Below are 244 nucleotides of genomic sequence, written 5' to 3' on the forward strand. Positions count from 1 at the left end.
GCGGCTGGGCGGTGGTGGAATGGGAATGCTGCCTGAAGCATCCGGAAGACGGCGCGCGCGAGGGCGCAGACTTCGTCAAGCACCATATCATCCGCGTGACCGAGAAGGCGTTCGACGACTTTGCCGACGGTGGCACCGACGAGGCGGCCAACCGGCGGCTGCTGGGGATTTGAGGCAAGGCCGCCGGTTCAGTGGCAGGCACAACGTCCTGCCGCTGCCCCTCACCCTAGCCCTCTCCCCGCCT

General features: G+C 67.6%; 1 pseudogene. It reads left to right on the forward strand.

The features are described from left to right. Positions 1 to 173 (forward strand): annotated as a pseudogene (locus AC1Q80_RS30950) (sugar phosphate isomerase/epimerase); the annotation flags it as partial. Between the last annotated feature and the right edge of the window lie 71 nt (positions 174 to 244).

This window comes from Ensifer sp. GW823-FHT05D09, from assembly GCF_058795755.1.